Source organism: Exiguobacterium sp. s131 (assembly GCF_018617345.1).
In the GTDB taxonomy this organism is placed as follows: Bacteria; Bacillota; Bacilli; order Exiguobacteriales; family Exiguobacteriaceae; genus Exiguobacterium; species Exiguobacterium profundum.
On the sequence record NZ_JACSJX010000004.1, the window covers coordinates 1 to 16742 of the forward strand.

Here is a 16742-nt window from a genome sequence, read left to right on the forward strand (position 1 = left end):
GTTCCCATGCCGAACACGGAAGTTAAGCGTCTCAGCGCCGAAAGTAGTTGGGGGATCTCCCCCTGTGAGGATAGGACGTTGCCAGGCAACAACGCAGGACGACCGAGCATACGCTCGGTCGTTTTTTTGTATGTTTAAGTGTAATATTTATTTGACTAAATGACAAAAAATATTACATTCAAATGAGAGAGAACGCTTTTTAAGAAAGAAGGCATTTAAAAATGGTCAAAAAAACGAGCGGACAACTTCATAACCGATTAAGTGTATTGCGAGCAGAGCGGAAATGGTCACAGCAACAAGTCGCAGATTTTTTAGGGGTAAGTCGACAAACGATTGTGTCGCTTGAACATAATCGATACAGTCCCTCGCTAAAATTGGCATTTGAGATTGCCATTTTATTTGATACAACAGTGCATGACGTATTTCAATATGAAAAGAAGGAGCAACCTTTATGATGTTATGGATCAACATTCTTATCTTTCCAATTTTTCTTGTCATGCTTATCATTACATTGAGGTTTTTGTTTGGAAAGGAAGGCAAGGACGAACGTGGAAAAGAAATTGCAACTACTTCTTATATGGTAGCCGCTCCGATTTTCCCCATCGGATGGTTACTGATCGAATGGTATCATCGTTGGTTACATGTCTTGTCGTTTGATGTGTATCGTGATGTGATTTCACTTCTGATTGGTTTGACGTTTATCGTTCAAGGATTGACCATTACCATCTTAAAATATCGAATTTGATTGGCACTCATTTTGGGTGCTTTTTTTTATTGGATGAAACATTTAACGAGTAAAGCGCGTATAGCATTGTATAGAGACAACATGATCTAACGAATGACAAATCGAAGGCATGACGATAAATGGTATTCCGATCGACACTTTAATCAGTACAAAGAGAGGGGAAATATAATGGTAAATCTTCAGCAGACCCAATTAGACTTACAACAACGTATCGCCGAGCGTGATCGACTTGTGCGTAAGCAAGAGATACTAAACAAACAGTTGAACGAGCATGAGGCGGTGCGGAAGACACTACTCAACACATTCACGAAAGAACAACGTGATGTGTATGACCTTGAAGAATTCTCGCTCGTCAACACATGGCGAAAGTTACGAGGCACGTTTGATGAACAACGGACAATCGAAATGGAAGAGGCTGCTCGCGCTGAACTGAAATTACGAGAACACGAGGCGATGATTGACGAATTGACGCTCGAACATCGAGAATTACAAGAACAGCTCGAGGTTTATGAGGGAATCGACGCTGAGTGGGAGACCTTCTTAGAAACAAAAGAATCCCATCTTGCGAAAGATCCAGCTATTCACCGAGACCTACACCATCTCACGAATCAACAAGCCGAAACGAATGAACTTCTTATCGAGTATCGGGAAGCCATCGTTGCCGGTAAGGCGGCGCGATCAACGATTGCAAAAACACTCAAACATCTAGATAGTGCGAAAGGGTGGTCGACGTATGACACGTTCTTCGGGGGTGGCTTGATTGCCACAGCAATGAAACATGAGGCGCTAGATGCTTCCGAACAGACGATGCACGAATTACAATCTGCGTTAGAGCGTTTCTCCCGCGAATTAGCGGACGTGCAAGGTATTGTTCAGGAGTTGCATGTCGATCGAGGTTCACTCATTCAGTTCGCAGATTACTTTTTGGATGATATTTTTTCAGAATGGACGATGCATGGACGAATCAATGATTCCTTAGATCAAGTGAACGGACTGGATAAGGAAATCAGTCAGCTGATTGCTCGTATGACGAGACAAGTGGAAACGTTAGAACAGAAGCTTGACGAGACTGAAGAAAAAAGAAGACAGCTCATCCTGACACGATGAGCTGTCTGTCATTAGATTTCTAGTAGTAAGGATTTTGTTGCTTAGTTCAAGGAGAGCGAAGAGAAAATGAGTAAAACGATGGTATTTCTTATTAGAGGGATGGCAGTCACGGGAGCGCTATTGATTTTATCGATTCCATTTTTCTTTAGTTCTCCCATATCGACCACTCTGATCATTGTCAGTTCGATTTCGTTGATTGCCTTTGTGATGTTTACTGTTTCAGCAATCAGGCTTCGAAAACGGATAGAGGATGAATGACGTGTATTTGTTTTTCTGAAACAACAAAATTACCAAAAGGGGGAGAATCATGGAACAACTGATTGAGGGTATCGTACAAAGCGTGAGACCGGATCAACGAACGCTGATTGCTATCTCTGGACACGGGGCAGCCGGAAAATCGACGTTGGCAGAAAAATTACGGGAACGACTCGGTGATATAAACCTGCTTCACACAGACCCGTATATTACAGATTCACAGTTGCGGAAACAAACGATCCTCACGTATCAACACGATGGAACGACCCATCAGTATAAGATGACGGCGTGTCATCCGGCCGCACATCATCTGCTCTCACTCGAGCGAGATGTCCGTATGATTCGGGAAGGGATTGGGTTTTATACGATTGATGTCCCCTATCTAGAGCGGACATGGATTGATCCGGAGAAGCCGATCACGATTATTGAAGGGATGAGTGTCGCATTCCTGGATCTTTCATCTTTTGATCAATCGATTTATCTCTACACAGACGGGGAGACTGAGTTCAAGCGACGTTCGCATCGTGATATTCAGGAACGGGGTATGGAGCTGGACTACTTACGCGCTTCACATGTAGAGCGACGTCTGCAATATGAATTGTTCATGCATCCGTATCGCCACCACTTTCAAACCATCGTCAATACGAGTAAGGATGAAATTCTAATTGAAAAAACCGCTCACGAGGAGCGGTGACTGCGTAACGTATCTTGAATGCCGAGACCGAGCTGTTCCTGTTCGCGCTCGAGCTGCTCCCATGTGAGGGAACGATGACGTAATTCGACGTCGTTCGCCATCGATTCGAGCGTTCGCTGGGTCTCGATGTTGTCGAGCCAGTAGTAGAGGTCGATCCCGTCTTCATGCAAGCGCCAAAACGATTTGACGACCTCGAACTCATCGGCCCATTCTCCGACCGGCTTGAATCCATACTTTTCAACGAATGGATACGGACGTTCTTCCCCGAGCGGGTCGATCACGTTTCGGACGAACATCGGCTCAAGTCCGGCATGAGCGGTCGCATCGAGTAATCGTTTCAGTTCAGGCATCGGTTCGATTTCGATGTGTTCGATCACGTCAAACCACACCCGTTTGATGTCCTTGTCCCACAATGTAGCTTCTATACTATACGGGGCGCCGGCAGAAGAGGGTGCGTACATCGTCAGCTCGAAGGAAAACGGAACGTTTTCCTTTGCACCGGGTTCTAGTACAAGCGATAGTGGAATTGGGACTTCTTGAATATCAGCTTCTCGATTGAACTCGTTTCCTTCCATGGTGATGTCTTTGAACGTCGTCAAGAAGGTCAGGGTGAGTTCCTGTAATCGAACGACATTCGTTGTCGGGTTGGAGACGTGCAACGTACCCGTCACGGTCTGCTTCGGAATGAGTGCTGCCGGGTCAAACGTGATCTCGGCTTCGATCTCCGAAAAGAACCATTTCTTGAATCGATTTCCCCATTTGGACATGGCGGTCGCGCCCCTTTTCTCTAATAGTCTATGCTGTTATATCTGTTCCCGATTCCATTTTTGAAAAAACATTAAGAAAATGGTTGCTTTTTATAACTGTCTCGCTTATTATAGAGGATGTCGAAACAATTCAAACCATCGCGGGGTGGAGCAGTCTGGTAGCTCGTCGGGCTCATAACCCGAAGGTCGTCGGTTCAAATCCGGCCCCCGCAACCAATTTTTATTTAATTTCATATGTCGTCGCGGGGTGGAGCAGTCTGGTAGCTCGTCGGGCTCATAACCCGAAGGTCGTTGGTTCAAATCCAGCCCCCGCAACCAATTTTTAAATGAGATAGCGAAACGATAGCGTTTCGTGTTTTTTTTTGCTTAAAATGAAGTGTACAATGAGTACGTATGAGAAGTGAAAAAGGAGAACCATTCATGTATACATTGATTACGCATTCTGCAGCGGAGACGCAGGCGGTGGCAGAACGTTTGGCCACACTCGTCGAAGCAGGGACAGTCATCACGTTAAACGGTGACCTCGGTGCCGGCAAGACGACGTTCACACAAGGGTTCGCAAAAGGACTCGGTGTCACGCGGAACGTCAACAGTCCGACCTTCACCATTATGAAACAATATAAAGGGCGATTACCGCTCTATCATATGGATGTCTATCGTCTCGAAGATACGGGGGATGACATCGGTCTTGAGGAATATATCAACGGTGATGGTGTCGCCATCGTCGAGTGGTCGAACTTGATCGAGTCCTCCCTCCCGGAAGAACGCTTGGCCATCACGATTGAACGGGTCGGCGACGAAGAACGGAAATTGACACTTGCTCCGACGGGTGAGCGTTACGTTCAAATCGCCAAGGAGGTGCTCGCATGAAGCAATTGATGATTGATACCGCGACGACACGTTTGTCAGTCGCGTTAAGTGAGGCTGGAGAGATTCAAGCCGAAGCGACGGTCATGGTCTCAAAAAACCATGCGGTCACACTCATGCCGATGATTGAACAGCTCATGGCAGCGGTCAAGTGGACACCGAACATGCTCGAACGCATCATAGTCACGACCGGACCTGGGTCGTACACGGGAATTCGGATTGGAGTGACGACAGCGAAGACACTCGCTTATACGCTCAATCTTCCACTCATCGGTGTATCTGCCCTGCAGCTCATGGCAACGGCCCCGAATACCGATTTGCCGGTCGTTTCATTGATTGACGCGCGCCGTGGCAACGCGTATATCGGATATTATCAACACAACAAAGCACTCACACATGATCAGCACGCTTCCGTCTCAGATTGGTTGCGACTGAATAGTCAAGGGCGCTTCCTTGTCGTCGGAGACGTGGAACCGTTCCGTGACGTGTTAAGTGAATATGACTATATCGAAGCACCGGCTGCCCATCGATATGGGCGTGCGAGTGATTTGGTCGTCTTCAGCGATGAGACGAGCGATGTTCACTCGTTTGAACCGGAGTATTTGCGACTCGCCGAGGCGGAAGCGAAATGGTTAGAGGGACAAAACAATGGCTGACGTGAAAATTCGTCGGATGACGTGGCTTGATGTCGAGGAAGTGACGAAAGTCGAAGAAGCGTCGTTCGCCATCCCGTGGACAAAAGAGGCGTTCATGAATGAGATGCTTCGAAATGAGCAGGCCATTTACTTTGTCGCGGTCCATGACAAACGGGTCGTCGGGTTTGTCGGCGTTTGGACAATCGTCGATGAAGGACATATCACAAACATTGCCGTCTTACCTGAGTTTCGTGGACAGGGCATCGGCAATCAATTGTTAGCGGAACTTGTCGCGTTCGCCAAGTCAAAAGGACTCGTCGGATTGACGTTAGAAGTCCGCGTGTCGAACGTTGGCGCGCAAAAACTGTATGAACAGTTCGGTTTTATGCAAGCCGGTCGGAGAAGACGCTACTATCAGGATAATAATGAAGACGCCTATATTTATTGGGCAAAGTTAGGAAGTGAGTCAGAATGAACACATCACTGATTCTTTCGATTGAGTCGAGCTGTGACGAGACGTCTGTTGCACTCGTCAAAGACGGAAAGACGTTATTGTCGAACGTCGTCTCTTCTCAAATCGAGAGTCATAAACGATTTGGTGGCGTCGTCCCTGAAGTGGCGTCTCGTCATCATGTGGAACGAATCACGTACGTGATTGACGACGCATTGAGTGAGGCCGGCGTGACGATGGAAGACGTCGATGCGGTCGCGGTCACACAAGGACCGGGTCTCGTCGGTGCCCTTCTCGTTGGGATCAGTGCGGCCAAGGCGTTGGCATTCGCCCATCAAAAACCGCTCATCGGTGTCCACCATATCGCCGGACACATTTACGCGAACGAACTTGTCGAAGAGATGCAGTTTCCGCTCGTCTGTCTCGTCGTTTCAGGGGGACATACAGAACTCGTCTATATGCCAGAACATGGTGTCTTCGAAGTCATCGGGGAGACACGTGACGACGCGGCGGGTGAAGCGTATGATAAAGTCGCACGCACACTCAGTCTCCCATATCCGGGAGGTCCCGCGATTGACCGCTTGGCAGCGGTCGGGGAAGACACGTACAACTTCCCACGCGTTCGTCTCGAACCGGGTAGCTTCGACTTCAGTTTCAGTGGCTTGAAGTCATCGGTCATCAATGCCGTACACAATGCGGAACAACGTGGGGAGACGGTCATCCCTGAAAACTTGGCGGCGAGCTTCCAGGCGAGTGTCGTCGAAGTGCTCGTCGAGAAAGCGATTCGTGCCGTGAAGGAAAAAGGGGCGAAGCAACTGCTTGTCGCGGGTGGTGTCGCTGCGAACCGTGGACTTCGGGCAGCGTTTCAAGAAGCGACTGCTGCTGAAGGGATTCAACTTGTCATTCCACCGCTTGACCTGTGTGGGGACAATGCGGGCATGATCGGGGTGGCGGCACATCACGCGTATGTGCGCGGTAAGCGCGATACACTAGCGATGAATGCGGTTCCTGGGTTATCCTTAGAAGAGAGCATGACAGTCTAGGGGGAAATAGAGACATGACGAAACGCATCATCATCGGAGGACTCATCGTACTACTCGTCGTTGCGACGTTCTTACAAGTACGTGAGATCATCCGCGCTTACAATATCGCCTATCAAGAGGAGATTGTTCCAGAAGAGACACGAGTGAAGTCACTCACTGGAGAAGAGTCATTAGAAGGCATCGGTCGCGTGACCGGAGAGAATACGCTCATCAAGTCACTATATGGCTACACAAGTGTCGTCGACCAAGAGCCGGAGCGTGTGATCGTCGTCGATCGTAATCTCGGCGTTCAGCCAAAAGCAAGCGATGCTTACTATGAAATCGAGCGAGGTCGCGAGGCAACGGAAGAAGAAGCGGCGAAGTTTGATGATTTGATCGAGGAACTCGACGAACAGCAACTGTTCGCGCAAGTCATCTCGACGCATGAGGCACGTTATGTGACGAATGGCGAAAAACCGATGACGTTCTATAAAGTGTTCACACGTGACGTCGACACGAACGAGGCTGTCTTCTTTATCGCTGAAGACGGGACGAAGCTCGACTTCCATACAATCGGATTCCAACCACTGCGTTACTTCTAACAAAAAGGTTCAGCCTCGTGGCTGAACCTTTTTGAGTGCTTCAAGTTGTTGAAGGAATGTATGGGCGAACGCAAGACATGTTTCCTTTTTTTTCGTCCGTATCCGGGTCAAATTCAATCTTGATCGATTATCAATGTCAGTGCTAACGTTGATTGTACAAACAAAACTACGCCTTCAAACAGAAGACGTGGTTTTGTTATGCTTTTGGTTGTCGATAATTCTCCCGATGCCACGTATTGATGCGGCTCACGATGAACACGAGCAGGGCGAGGATCCACATGAAGAGCGTCTCTTCATAGAAGTGAGCCCACACCGATCCAGGCGCATAGAACGTGTGAACGGTCACATCAACCGGCCAGACGACGATACGGATAAAGAGCGTGCTCATGAGCAGGCCACTGAAGAGACTGAGTAGTATCCCTGGCCACGTCTGAATGATGAAGCCGATGACGACCGGTAAAAAGTAAAAGAGAATAGACGGGACAATCGTTGGCTCCCCACGGATGAGTTCAGACACGAACTCGGTCCCGGTCGGCACGATGTAGGCCAGTCCTGTGAGGAACGCTTGAATGAACTCGATTCGCATGGCACGGGTACGCATCATGTATGGAGTTCCTCCCATTCCGCATAAAGTGCGGTAATCGATTCTTTCGCAGCGTCCGATTCGGTCGACAACTCCTGTGCACGGGCGAAGTCATTGAAGACGTCCGGCTCACAAAGCAACTGTTCGATCTCATCAAGACGATTCTCATGTTGCTCGATTGCCAGCTCGATCTCTTCGATGCGCTGTTTGATGCGGCGCTCTTCTCGCTGTTGTTCCTTATCGGCGCGTTGTTTTTTCACGACGACTTGCTTCGTCTCTTCACGGGCGAGTCGCGCCAGTTCCTCGAGCTCTTCTTTCTTCTCGACGTAGTACGAATAGTCTCCGAGATACTCGTCGATGCCGTTCGGTGTGATCTCTAGCACACGCGTCGCGAGTCGATCGATGAAGTAGCGGTCATGCGAGACGAAGAGAATCGTGCCCGGATAGTCGAGGAGGGCATTCTCCAAAATCATCTTCGAGTCGAGGTCCAAGTGGTTCGTCGGCTCGTCCAGGATGAGGAGGTTCGGTTGCTCGAGCTTCAGCTTGGCCAAGGTGAGTCGTGCCCGTTCACCACCGGATAGTTCATGAACACGCTTCATGACGTCATCGCCACTGAAGAGGAACTGTCCGAGCAGACTCCGCACTTCTTGCTCGCGCATGAGCGGCCAGTCGTTCCAAATCTCGTCGATGACACGGTTCGCGTCAGACAAGTTTTGTTGCTCCTGGTCGTAGTAGCCGATCTCGACGCCGGTCCCGTAACGGATGTCACCGGTGAGGGCGGTTTGTTGTTTCGTCAACACTTTGAGAAGGGTCGACTTTCCGACCCCGTTCGGACCGACGAGCGCGACGGATTCCCCGCGCTGTAGCTGGAAACGGAGATTTTGAGCGATTGCTTCCTCGTATCCGATGGCGAGGTCACTCGCGCTCAATACATCGTTCCCGCTCTGGCGTTTGATAGAGAACGAGAGGACGGCACTGCGTTCGTCACCATCCGGAGCATCGAGTCGGTCGACTTTCTCGAGACGTTTCCGCACGCTTTGTGCACGTTTCGTCGTCGTCGCCCGGGCGATATTTCGTTGGATGAAGTCCTGCATCTTGGCAATCTCTTCTTGCTGCGACTCGAACTGCTTCTTCTCTTGTTCGTAGAGGGCGGCCTTCTGCTCGAGATACTTCGTATAGTTCCCGACGAAGCGGCGACTCCGGTGACGTGACAATTCATAGACGACCGAGACGACGCGATCGAGGAAGTACCGGTCGTGGGAGACGATGAGAACGGCACCTTTATAGCCGTTCAAGTACTTCTCTAGCCAGGCGAGCGTCTCGATGTCCAAATGGTTCGTCGGCTCGTCCAAGATGAGCAGGTCGGGACTTTGAAGGAGCATCTTCGCCAAGGCGAGACGTGTCCGTTGTCCCCCGGAGAGCGTGTCGATGCGACGCTCGAAGTCGTCCGGATAGAAGCGCATCCCGTGAAGGACCGAGCGGATGGTCGCTTCATATTGGTATCCGCCACGTTCTTTGAACGTATGTTGCTCTTCATCATAAGAAGAGAGGAGGCGTTCATATGCAGCGGCGTCATTTAGGATTCGTTCTGAGCCCATGTCAGCCTCCATGCGACGGAGCGTCTTCTCTTGCTCGATCAAGTCCGTGAAGACGGTGAGCATCTCATTCCAGATCGTCTCGTCGGATTCTAACCCTGAGTCTTGGGCGAGATAGCCGATCGTGACGTCTTTTGGCTTCATGATGTCCCCGGAGTCATAGTTGTATTCACCAGCGATGACTTTCAAAAGCGTCGACTTTCCGGCCCCGTTACGACCGACAAGGGCGACGCGTTCGCCTTCCTGGATTTCGAGTTTGACATTTTCTAAAATCGGCTCGACGCCGAAGGATTTGGATAAGTTGTTGACTTGCAGTAGGATCAAGTGAAAAAACCCCTTTCTCTCTATTTAGTATACTGTATTTTTCAGCGATTTTAGGTATATTCGTTGAGTGGTCATGTGAATTCGTTTACAATCAAGGTGTATGAAATTCAGATTCGTTTGTAACGTGTCGTAAAAAGGAGGCTCTTTCCGTTGAGTCAAAACGAACCAAAGATTCCACAAGCGACAGCCAAACGGTTGCCACTATACTATCGATTTATTCAAAGCCTGCATGCTTCAGGGAAACAACGTGTCTCTTCAGCAGAACTGAGTGAGGCGGTCAAGGTCGATTCGGCTACGATTCGCCGTGATTTCTCGTACTTCGGTGCGCTCGGTAAAAAGGGATATGGCTATAACGTGCAGTATCTGTTAGACTTTTTCCGAAAGACACTGAATCAAGACGAGATTACGAATGTCGCCTTGGTCGGAGTCGGTCACCTTGGGACGGCATTCGTCAACTATAACTTCCTTAAAAACAATAACACACATATCGTCGTCGGGTTCGACGCAGACGAGACAAAAGTCGGCACGACGATGTCAGGCGTCCCAATTCATCACGTCGATGAGATGGAACAAATCATGAAGCAAAACAAGATCGACGTCGCTATTTTGACGGTACCTTCTGCTTATGCGCAGTCCGTCGCAGACGACTTGGTGCGTTTCGGCATCAAGGGCATCTTGAACTTCACACCGGCACGACTCACTGTACCGGATACGGTTCGCGTCCATCATATCGATTTGTCGATTGAGCTGCAGTCACTCATTTACTTTATGCAACACTATCCAACCGCTGAGGGGGTCCATCAATAATGGAATTACTAGCATCATCACTCGTCGTCGGGATTCCGGGTGGGGCGAGTCTATTCATCATCGCCATCATCGCGCTCATCATCTTCGGACCGAAGAAATTGCCGGAGTTTGGTCGCGCGGCCGGACAAACGCTTCGTGAGTTCAAAAATGCAACGAACGGCATGATGAACGAGCACGACGAGAACGACAAGAAAGCTATCGAAAAGAAAGAGCAGTAAGCCATGAATCATCAACCTGATCAAGAGCGGGAACTCACCGATCACTTGACAGAGCTGCGGAGACGACTGATGCTATCTGCATTTGTCGTCTTTGCCTTCTTTTTGATGGCTTTGCCGAGTGTCAAATATGTACTCGCGTATTTGCAAAAAGACCTCGTCGAACGCGGGCTCGAACTGAACGCCTTTGGGGTCGCGGACCCGCTCATGATTTACTTGAACTTGGCGCTCATCATCGGCCTTATCGCGGCGAGCCCATTCCTACTGTATCAAGTGTGGGCGTTTGTCGCACCCGGTCTGCATCCGAATGAGCGGAAAGGCACGCTTGCCTATATCCCGATCATCTTCGGACTGTTCTTGATTGGCCTTGCGTTCGCCTACTACTGGTTGTTCCCGCTCGTCCTCGATATCTCGACGGACCTCGGGCAAGACCTCGGACTCGAACAAATCATCGGGGCCAACAATTACTTCACGTTCTTGTTGCAGCTGACAATTCCGTTCGGTCTATTGTTCCAACTACCGGTCGTCATGATGTTCTTGACCCGAATCGGTGTCGTGACCCCGTACTTCTTATCAAAGATTCGAAAGTACGCATACTTCGCCCTATTCGTGATCGCGGCATTCATCACACCGCCGGATTTGACGTCGCACCTTATGGTGTCGTTACCACTCTTCTTCCTATATGAAATCAGTTTATCGATTTCACGTATCACCTACAAAGGGGTGCTACGCCGGGAAAAAGAGGCGATGGTGCAAGAACAGATGGATTTAATGAAACAGATGAATGAAAAGTGAGCACTGCGTCAAATTATGACGCGGTGCTTTTTTGAATATTAGGGCTATGCATTTTTGAGAAAACATCTTAAAATTAGAAGGGATTCAACAAAAATGGATGTTTTTTGAAAACTTATGTATACATAAACAGAAATGAGGAAGCAGATGAACAAGTGTTTATGGAGTACGCTCGTCGTACTCATATTGTTGATTGGACCAAAAATGGATGCCTTTGCAGAAGGAGCGGCAAAAGCGGACGTTCTGCCAACGGGAAGTGTTGTATCAAACAGTGAATATGTATGGCGATCGGGCGACCCAGAGACGATTGTGCATATGCGCACAGGAAAAGTGTATACACTTCCCGTCCGCGTGTCGGTTGAACACAATATCGTTGGACTCGGAGACGGTCGCGTCATTTTAGATGCATATGGCGAGGTCATCATTTGGGATCCGATTAACGATGCGATGACGTCATTCCCGAATGATTCGAGTAGTGGTCTCGATTATCTTCATGCTGTGAATCAGGATTTAGAAATGATTCTTTGGAAAGGACATACGACGTATTCTGTCACTTCATTGACGGGTGAGATTCTCGGAACGTTTAATACGGAAAGTATATACGAATCGTACGACCTTCTTGCTGACGGCACGGTCCTAGTCTTCGCAAACGGTGAAATCACGAAACGAGCCATCACGGGAGAAACGCTTGAAACGCTTGGAACATATACGGACAAGGTACGATCTGCCCAATATATCGAAGAAGCGAATCAATTAGTGGTCAAGATGTCCACCGACTCACATCTCCGAATTTTTGATTTGACCACGAAACGTTGGATTGAAAAAGAGGCGGAATCTGTCACGAATCTCCTGTGGAAAGACGGGATTTACTACTTCACGATGCGGAAAGTGTTTGATACGTATTACGTGAGTTACAATGTTGCCACTGGAGAATGGAAAGAATCATCGGTGGATGATACGTTTGTTAATCTAAGAGGAGATTGGTATGTGCTATCCCATGATGTGACGGCAGGGTATACGCCGGAGTCATTTTGGAAAGCGCCACGACAACTGTTGATCGATGTACCGAAAACAACGACACGATATGAAGTGAACCAATCCTATCAAGTGAACGGAACCGCTAAACTGATTGATGGAACATCCATTCCTGTCAGTGGGACAGAATTGTCGGCAACGTATCGATATTCTGAGAAGAAACCTTTTGTTTGGGAACAAGGTAAGTTGACGATGAACACGAATGGCGGATATTCTTTTGAATTTAGATGGAACGGGTTAGAACGAACAGAAGACTTTGTAGCATCTAACTATGTTCCGCTCACACTCGATCCGCCAACAGGTGTTTTGGGACCCATCACAGGAACAACGGCACCGAACACCCCAGTATTCGTCAGTGTGACGAAAAGCACCTCTCAGTACACCGACTCACTAGATTCATTGGTCAACTATCAGTCGAAAACGGTTCAGTCAGACGAGATGGGACGCTTCACTTGGCAACCGACGCGCTGGTTCGCACCAGGATCGCGTGTGACCGTAAAAATCGGAAGCCCATCAAGTGTATATGCCGATCCAATTGAACTGGTGACGGTAAAAGAAAGTGAAGATACTTTACCGAACGACATCACGCTTGTAACGAACTCTGTAAAATCAGGTGTGACATTACAGACCACGCCACAGGCTACCGTTGACATCGTTGCCCGTAGCGAACGCGGTTATGAAGCCTGGAGTGAGCAAGTAAATGAGGATGGGATGCTCCAAATCAAATCGTTTTCTCACATGTGGTTTGGTGTTGGGACAAAAATATACTATAAGTTACAGGATGCACCTGCCTCACAGTTCCGTCTTGCGGAAGTGAAGGCGACGTATGATGCACCTATCTTCACTTGGACGCGGACACCATTGATGTACGATAAATCGATTGATGTAACGTCTAGCACAAATGAAGCATATGAAGTTTATCGGAATGACATCCTTGTGACAAAGACGAGTTCGATGCCTTATACGTTCGATACGCCATTACGCGAAGGCGATGTGATTCGTGTCAAACGCACGTATCGCGATGCCACTTACGAATTGACGAAGACGGTTCGCGCGTTCGCACCTGTTTTGAGTGTCACGGACGTCATGATGACGAAGACACAGGCGACACTCTCGATTAAAAAGACAAGTGTGGCCCCGGTTCGTTTTTACGTAAATGGTGTGGCCGTTTCACCAAAACGGTTATCAACGACACGGTACACCATCCCGGCGAAACCGGGTGACACGATTCGTGTCCGTGCCTCTGTCGGATCAAAATCCCGTGAAGTCACAGTGGAATTGCCGAAGACCTCGCTGTCCACGCTATCCATCAACGACGAAAAGTCGTTATGGGTCGGGTATGTACTACCGAACAGTACGGTGACACTAAAGAGCGGTACGAAGACAATCGCCAGTGGAACGGCAAGCAGTACAGGCCGTGTGACGCTACGATTCAGTCGACAACCGGTTGGAAGTGTTGTGACGTTGACGAGTCAGCAAGGGACGTATCGTCACATTCAGAAAAAGACCGTGACGGTCGGACCGGCTCCGACATTGTCATCGACCATTCCTTCAAGTGCGTCGAAGACATTGCGTGCGACGTCAAACGTGGCTTACGGTACACTCACGCTGATGCGTGGGACGACCGTTCTCGCAGAGAAAGAAGTAAAAACGACTTCGACGATTCTCAGTTTTTCACCGCAACGAAAAGGGACGCAGCTCACGCTTCGTCTCGTGACACCGAAAGGTCGAAGCGTAACGAAGACGTTCACCGTTCGATGAGTACTCGGACCATTCGCATGAGCGGGTGGTCTTTTTACTTTCAACATACCTGTGAGCCCTTCACTCATGTTAATATGGAAAAAAGAGGGATTTGAGGTGTGGGTCATGTGGTGGCAATGGTACGGATTTGAGACAATCATGATGTTGATCTTTGCAGGGATATCCATTGGGACTGGAAGACATCTGTTCCTGTCAAAAACGGATAAGGTTCTCACGATTTCGTTTGTGAGTATGGTCATTGGTTTTTGTATGATGCTCGTCGGAGTGGGATACATAAGAGGATTTGATGGAATGGGTTGGTTCGTATACGGTTTGCTCCTATACGGTGGAAGTCTCCTTGTCTACTTGACGTTCACTATTTTTCGTTTGAAACGGGAGGAGTAAAGAGAATGAGTGATTTGACCTTTTTGATGTTGTTGTTTCTTGGATTGACACTAGGAGTGGTGCTATCCATCTATCACGTGATGCGGCAGAAAAGAAAACGGTCCGTGTTACTCCTGATCGGTACATTACTGGTTGTAAGTGGCTATGTACTTGTGATTGGCAATCTGACATTTGGATACGGATGGGGAGCATTGTGGTGGGCGGTCGTCGGGCTCGCTATGAACGTCTTCGGTTTGATCGTGCATCTATTTGTAATAATCTATCATCTATTATTGAAAAAGCGGCGAGTCCGGTCATGAGAATGAGCGGATTTTTTCTGTTCAAACTTTAGACACTTTTACGTGAAAAAGTGAGCAAAGTCATTGAATCTTATATTGTGAAATAGTACACTAAGGTCAAGAAGTAAATGTGATGTTTATCACAATATAAAACGAAACGTATTGTTTAACATAAAAGGAGAGACGACTCATATGAAAATCGCAGTCATCGGATGTACACACGCAGGAACAGCAGCAGTCAAAGGATTACTCGCCAAGCACGACAATCTCGATATCACCGTTTACGAGCGGAACGATAACGTTAGCTTCCTCTCGTGTGGGATTGCCCTCCACGTTGGTGGTGTCGTCCAACGTGCGGAAGAGTTATTCTACTCGTCACCACGTGAACTTGAAGAACTCGGTGCGACGATGCGCATGAAACATGACGTCTTGTCGATCGACTCCGAAGCGAAGACGGTCCACGCTAAAAATCTTGAGACCGGTGAAGACGTGCATGACACGTATGACCGCTTGATCGTCACGACGGGTTCATGGCCGATCGTCCCGACGCTCCCAGGAATCGAAATGAATGGAATCGAGCTCTGTAAAAACTATGCGCACGCCCAACGCATCATCGAGCGGGCGACAGACGCAACGAAGATTGCCGTCATCGGGGCTGGCTATATCGGGGTCGAGCTCGTCGAAGCGTTCGAAGCATACGGAAAACACGTCACATTCATCGATAGTGCCGACCGCATCTTGAATAAGTATCTCGACAAGTCGTTCACGGATCAATTGGAAGCGGATATGACCAGTCGCGGAATCGACCTCGAACTCGGTCAGACGGTCGAGGCATTCCGTGGAACGAGCGGAAATGTCACACATGTCGTAACAGACAAAGGTGAATTCGAAGCGGATCTCGTCATTCTCTGTGTCGGATTCCGTCCGAACACGGGGCTCTTAGAAGGACAGGTCGATATGCTCGGGAACGGTGCCATCATCGTCGATGAATATATGCGTACGAGCAACCCAGATATCTTTGCAGCAGGGGACAGCTGTGCCGTCTACTATAACCCGGCGCGTACACACGCCTATATCCCACTTGCGACGAACGCTGTCCGCATGGGAACACTCGTCGCGGAGAACATGATGCAACCACGCGTCCGCTACCAAGGGACACAAGGAACGTCGGGACTTCGACTCTATGACTGGAATATCGCGTCATCTGGTTTGACGGAAGAAGCGGCAGCGCTCTTTGGACTCGAAGTGGAAAGTGTCGTCATCGAGGACGCGTATCGTCCGGAGTTCATGCCGACCGCAGAGAAAGTCGAATTCAAACTCGTCTATGAAAAAGGGACACATCGTATTGTCGGTGGACAAGTGTTATCAAAAGCGGATTTGACGCAAGCGGTCAACACACTCTCCCTTGCCATTCAAAACGAGATGACGATCGAAGAGCTCGCCTATGTCGACTTCTTCTTCCAACCGCACTACAACAAGCCATGGCACTTCCTGAACAGCGGAGCGCTTGAAGCGATGAAAGACAAAGTGAATGCCTAACAAAAAAACGCGGAAGCTGCATGGCTTCCGCGTTTTCTTATAGATACCTTGGCGCATCTTTCATGGAATTCGTCAAAATCATATAAAGCAGGAAACTCCCAGGTAGAATCAAAAAGATGAGTCGAACTCCTATTGAAGAAATACCAAAGTATTCAGCAATCCCACCGCATACTCCAGACAGAGAGCGGTCCGTCGCCGACTTTCGAAGTGTTCGTTGCATAGATAAAGCTCCTTATGAGTTGATATGTAAATTTTACCATATGAGTGTTGAAAAAGCGCACCAA

20 protein-coding genes, 2 tRNA genes and 1 rRNA gene are annotated in these 16742 nt (G+C 48.7%); 19 read left to right on the forward strand and 4 right to left on the reverse strand.

The window, feature by feature from the left end; all coding sequences use genetic code 11:
• The 5 genes from rrf to KNO69_RS13385 all read left to right on the forward strand — a co-directional run.
• Positions 1-87, forward strand: a 5S ribosomal RNA gene (rrf, locus tag KNO69_RS13365); the annotation flags it as partial.
• A gap of 134 nt (positions 88-221) precedes the next feature.
• Complete coding sequence (locus KNO69_RS13370; RefSeq protein ID WP_214812795.1) at positions 222-455, forward strand: helix-turn-helix transcriptional regulator; 234 nt, start codon at positions 222-224, stop codon at positions 453-455.
• The gene (locus KNO69_RS13375) at positions 452-745 is read left to right on the forward strand and encodes a hypothetical protein (protein WP_251124976.1); all 294 of its coding nucleotides are present in this window, start codon (positions 452-454) and stop codon (positions 743-745) included. Before KNO69_RS13370 ends, KNO69_RS13375 begins: the two co-directional genes overlap by 4 nt.
• 168 nt (positions 746-913) lie before the next feature.
• Positions 914-1852 (forward strand): coiled-coil domain-containing protein, encoded by a 939-nt coding sequence (locus tag KNO69_RS13380; protein ID WP_214818635.1) that lies wholly within the window; start codon positions 914-916, stop codon positions 1850-1852.
• A 307-nt stretch (positions 1853-2159) separates the two neighbouring features.
• Positions 2160-2801, forward strand: a complete 642-nt coding sequence (locus tag KNO69_RS13385) for a uridine kinase family protein (RefSeq protein WP_214818637.1) — start codon at positions 2160-2162, stop codon at positions 2799-2801.
• On the opposite strand, the gene KNO69_RS13390 is transcribed toward KNO69_RS13385, so the two are convergent.
• Entirely contained in the window at positions 2786-3568 is a 783-nt protein-coding gene (locus KNO69_RS13390; RefSeq protein WP_214818640.1) for a sporulation protein, read from the reverse strand. The genes KNO69_RS13385 and KNO69_RS13390 overlap by 16 nt on opposite strands.
• A 139-nt stretch (positions 3569-3707) precedes the next feature.
• On the opposite strand from KNO69_RS13390, the gene KNO69_RS13395 reads away from it, so the two are divergent.
• From KNO69_RS13395 to KNO69_RS13425, 7 genes are all read left to right on the forward strand, one after another.
• Positions 3708-3784, forward strand: a tRNA-Met gene (locus tag KNO69_RS13395).
• Positions 3785-3809: 25 nt separating this feature from the next.
• Positions 3810-3886: transfer RNA gene (locus KNO69_RS13400), tRNA-Met, on the forward strand.
• A gap of 102 nt (positions 3887-3988) precedes the next feature.
• Entirely contained in the window at positions 3989-4438 is a 450-nt protein-coding gene (gene tsaE, locus KNO69_RS13405) for a tRNA (adenosine(37)-N6)-threonylcarbamoyltransferase complex ATPase subunit type 1 TsaE (protein ID WP_015880566.1), read from the forward strand.
• Positions 4435-5091 carry a tRNA (adenosine(37)-N6)-threonylcarbamoyltransferase complex dimerization subunit type 1 TsaB gene (tsaB, locus tag KNO69_RS13410; protein WP_214818649.1) on the forward strand — a complete coding sequence of 219 codons (657 nt, stop codon included), beginning with the start codon at positions 4435-4437 and terminating at the stop codon, positions 5089-5091. The genes tsaE and tsaB overlap by 4 nt, the downstream gene beginning before the upstream one ends.
• A complete protein-coding gene (rimI, locus tag KNO69_RS13415) occupies positions 5084-5545 on the forward strand; it encodes a ribosomal protein S18-alanine N-acetyltransferase (protein ID WP_074034834.1) in 462 nt (153 codons plus the stop codon). Before tsaB ends, rimI begins: the two co-directional genes overlap by 8 nt.
• Positions 5542-6564 carry a tRNA (adenosine(37)-N6)-threonylcarbamoyltransferase complex transferase subunit TsaD gene (tsaD, locus tag KNO69_RS13420; protein ID WP_214818652.1) on the forward strand — a complete coding sequence of 341 codons (1023 nt, stop codon included), beginning with the start codon at positions 5542-5544 and terminating at the stop codon, positions 6562-6564. Before rimI ends, tsaD begins: the two co-directional genes overlap by 4 nt.
• 14 nt (positions 6565-6578) lie before the next feature.
• Positions 6579-7145 carry a hypothetical protein gene (locus KNO69_RS13425; RefSeq protein WP_078146164.1) on the forward strand — a complete coding sequence of 189 codons (567 nt, stop codon included), beginning with the start codon at positions 6579-6581 and terminating at the stop codon, positions 7143-7145.
• 196 nt (positions 7146-7341) lie between these two features.
• On the opposite strand, the gene KNO69_RS13430 is transcribed toward KNO69_RS13425, so the two are convergent.
• Together KNO69_RS13430 and KNO69_RS13435 are read right to left on the reverse strand one after the other, a co-directional pair.
• On the reverse strand, positions 7342-7749 hold the full coding sequence (locus KNO69_RS13430) for a hypothetical protein (protein WP_026824457.1): 408 nt from the start codon (positions 7747-7749) through the stop codon (positions 7342-7344).
• A complete protein-coding gene (locus tag KNO69_RS13435) occupies positions 7746-9647 on the reverse strand; it encodes an ABC-F family ATP-binding cassette domain-containing protein (RefSeq protein ID WP_214818655.1) in 1902 nt (633 codons plus the stop codon). Before KNO69_RS13435 ends, KNO69_RS13430 begins: the two co-directional genes overlap by 4 nt.
• Positions 9648-9797: 150 nt before the next feature.
• Here KNO69_RS13435 and KNO69_RS13440 point away from each other — a divergent pair, with 150 nt between their 5' ends.
• From KNO69_RS13440 to KNO69_RS13470, 7 genes are all read left to right on the forward strand, one after another.
• Positions 9798-10454 (forward strand): redox-sensing transcriptional repressor Rex, encoded by a 657-nt coding sequence (locus tag KNO69_RS13440; protein ID WP_015880579.1) that lies wholly within the window; start codon positions 9798-9800, stop codon positions 10452-10454.
• Positions 10454-10672: a twin-arginine translocase TatA/TatE family subunit gene (gene tatA / locus KNO69_RS13445; RefSeq protein WP_034770678.1), complete on the forward strand. Its 219-nt coding sequence runs from the start codon at positions 10454-10456 to the stop codon at positions 10670-10672. Before KNO69_RS13440 ends, tatA begins: the two co-directional genes overlap by 1 nt.
• 3 nt (positions 10673-10675) lie before the next feature.
• A complete protein-coding gene (gene tatC, locus KNO69_RS13450) occupies positions 10676-11464 on the forward strand; it encodes a twin-arginine translocase subunit TatC (RefSeq protein ID WP_031424497.1) in 789 nt (262 codons plus the stop codon).
• A 144-nt stretch (positions 11465-11608) separates the two neighbouring features.
• Positions 11609-14257 carry a hypothetical protein gene (locus tag KNO69_RS13455; RefSeq protein ID WP_214818657.1) on the forward strand — a complete coding sequence of 883 codons (2649 nt, stop codon included), beginning with the start codon at positions 11609-11611 and terminating at the stop codon, positions 14255-14257.
• Between the two features lie 105 nt (positions 14258-14362).
• Complete coding sequence (locus KNO69_RS13460; protein ID WP_143404743.1) at positions 14363-14641, forward strand: hypothetical protein; 279 nt, start codon at positions 14363-14365, stop codon at positions 14639-14641.
• Between the two features lie 5 nt (positions 14642-14646).
• Positions 14647-14940 carry a hypothetical protein gene (locus KNO69_RS13465; RefSeq protein WP_214818659.1) on the forward strand — a complete coding sequence of 98 codons (294 nt, stop codon included), beginning with the start codon at positions 14647-14649 and terminating at the stop codon, positions 14938-14940.
• A 171-nt stretch (positions 14941-15111) separates the two neighbouring features.
• Positions 15112-16458: an FAD-dependent oxidoreductase gene (locus KNO69_RS13470; RefSeq protein ID WP_031424506.1), complete on the forward strand. Its 1347-nt coding sequence runs from the start codon at positions 15112-15114 to the stop codon at positions 16456-16458.
• Positions 16459-16495: 37 nt separating this feature from the next.
• Here KNO69_RS13470 and KNO69_RS13475 read toward each other — a convergent pair whose 3' ends face one another.
• Positions 16496-16678 (reverse strand): PspC domain-containing protein, encoded by a 183-nt coding sequence (locus tag KNO69_RS13475; protein ID WP_074032578.1) that lies wholly within the window; start codon positions 16676-16678, stop codon positions 16496-16498.
• Between the last annotated feature and the right edge of the window lie 64 nt (positions 16679-16742).